This window comes from Pseudoalteromonas sp. PB2-1 (genome assembly GCF_045040605.1).
Taxonomy (GTDB): domain Bacteria; phylum Pseudomonadota; class Gammaproteobacteria; order Enterobacterales; family Alteromonadaceae; genus Pseudoalteromonas; species Pseudoalteromonas arabiensis.
The window spans coordinates 1-2500 of record NZ_CP090667.1 but is presented as its reverse complement, the minus strand read 5'-3'; the positions used below and the strand labels follow the sequence as shown (position 1 = coordinate 2500).

2 rRNA genes (1 of these 2 cut by a window edge) are annotated in these 2500 nt (G+C 50.1%); both read left to right on the top strand.

Annotated features, from left to right (window positions below):
- Positions 1 to 1964 (top strand): 23S ribosomal RNA (locus L0Z67_RS00010) (it extends 921 nt beyond the left edge of the window).
- Between the two features lie 190 nt (positions 1965 to 2154).
- Positions 2155 to 2269, top strand: a 5S ribosomal RNA gene (gene rrf / locus L0Z67_RS00005).
- The last annotated feature ends 231 nt before the right edge of the window (positions 2270 to 2500 follow it).

The following is a 2500-nucleotide window of genomic DNA, read 5'->3' as shown; positions in this document are numbered from 1 at the left end:
CGGGAGACACACGGCGGGTGCTAACGTCCGTCGTGAAGAGGGAAACAACCCAGACCGCCAGCTAAGGTCCCAAAGTCATAGTTAAGTGGGAAACGATGTGGAAAGGCCCAGACAGCCAGGAGGTTGGCTTAGAAGCAGCCATCCTTTAAAGAAAGCGTAATAGCTCACTGGTCGAGTCGGTCTGCGCGGAAGATGTAACGGGGCTAAACTATGCACCGAAGCTGCGGATTCAAACTTTGTTTGAGTGGTAGGGGAGCGTTCTGTAAGCCGTTGAAGGTGTACCGGGAGGTATGCTGGAGGTATCAGAAGTGCGAATGCTGACATGAGTAACGATAATGCGGGTGAAAAACCCGCACGCCGGAAGACCAAGGGTTCCTATCCCATGTTAATCAGGGTAGGGTAAGTCGACCCCTAAGGCGAGGCCGAAAGGCGTAGTCGATGGGAAACGGGTTAATATTCCCGTACTTGGTATAATTGCGATGGGGGGACGGAGCAGGCTAAACAAGCATGGCGTTGGTTGTCCATGTGAAAGTGAGTAGGTTGAGAGTTTAGGAAAATCCGGACTCTTAAGACTGAGACACGAGACGAGCACCCAAGGGTGTGAAGTTGTTGATGCCATACTTCCAGGAAAAGCCTCTAAGCTTCAGATTATACCGAATCGTACCCCAAACCGACACAGGTGGTCAGGTAGAGAATACTAAGGCGCTTGAGAGAACTCGGGTGAAGGAACTAGGCAAAATCGTACCGTAACTTCGGGAGAAGGTACGCTCCTATCTGTGATGAGACTTGCTCTCTAAGCGGACGGGAGCCGCAGTGACCAGGTGGCTGGGACTGTTTATTAAAAACACAGCACTGTGCAAAATCGCAAGATGACGTATACGGTGTGACACCTGCCCGGTGCCGGAAGGTTAATTGATGGGGTTAGTTTTCGGACGAAGCTCTTGATCGAAGCCCCGGTAAACGGCGGCCGTAACTATAACGGTCCTAAGGTAGCGAAATTCCTTGTCGGGTAAGTTCCGACCTGCACGAATGGTGTAACCATGGCCACGCTGTCTCCACCCGAGACTCAGTGAAATTGAAATCGCAGTGAAGATGCTGTGTACCCGCGGCTAGACGGAAAGACCCCGTGAACCTTTACTACAGCTTGGCACTGAACATTGAACCTACATGTGTAGGATAGGTGGGAGGCTTTGAAGCAGAAACGCTAGTTTTTGTGGAGCCGTCCTTGAAATACCACCCTTGTAGTTTTGATGTTCTAACGTTGGTCCCTGATCGGGATTACGGACAGTGCCTGGTGGGTAGTTTGACTGGGGCGGTCTCCTCCCAAAGAGTAACGGAGGAGCACGAAGGTTGGCTAAGTACGGTCGGACATCGTACGGTTAGTGTAATGGTAGAAGCCAGCTTAACTGCGAGACAGACACGTCGAGCAGGTACGAAAGTAGGTCATAGTGATCCGGTGGTTCTGAATGGAAGGGCCATCGCTCAACGGATAAAAGGTACTCCGGGGATAACAGGCTGATACCGCCCAAGAGTTCATATCGACGGCGGTGTTTGGCACCTCGATGTCGGCTCATCACATCCTGGGGCTGAAGTCGGTCCCAAGGGTATGGCTGTTCGCCATTTAAAGTGGTACGCGAGCTGGGTTTAGAACGTCGTGAGACAGTTCGGTCCCTATCTGCCGTGGGCGTTTGAGAATTGAGAGGGGTTGCTCCTAGTACGAGAGGACCGGAGTGAACGAACCGCTGGTGTTCGGGTTGTCATGCCAATGGCACTGCCCGGTAGCTACGTTCGGAACTGATAAGCGCTGAAAGCATCTAAGCGCGAAGCAGGCCTCGAGATGAGTTCTCACTAGACTTTTAAAGTCTCTGAAGGGCCGTTGAAGACTACAACGTTGATAGGCAGGGTGTGGAAGTGGTGTGAGCCATTAAGCTAACCTGTACTAATTACCCGTGAGGCTTAACCATACAACGCCAAACGCGTTTTATGATTTACATCCATGTAAATCACTAAAGCCGCACTGCGTGCGTTAAAATCTGTTCCAGACAGATTTTTATGACAGCGTAACAGACAGAAGTTAGTATACTAAAGTAGATTTACGATTATCAGATTTCCGAATTTTAGTTAATTGCTAAGGCGATTAACAAACAGAATACGCTTGGTGACAATAGCGTTTTGGACCCACCTGACCCCATGCCGAACTCAGTAGTGAAACGAAACAGCGCCGATGATAGTGTGGCATTTGCCATGTGAAAGTAGGACATCGCCAGGCTCCTAATTAGAGAAACCCGATTTGAAAGAGTCGGGTTTTTTGTTGCCTGTAGAAAAATAAAACACCCAACCAAGACCCTACTACTTCTATCCTTGTAGGCATAGTGCGGCATTCGCCATGTGAAAGTAGGACATCTTACTGCGTAGCGCACCATGGCTCCAATTAGAGAAACCCGTTGCAGTAATGCAACGGGTTTTTTCGTGTGTGGTCGCGCTTTTACATCGCGCGCTA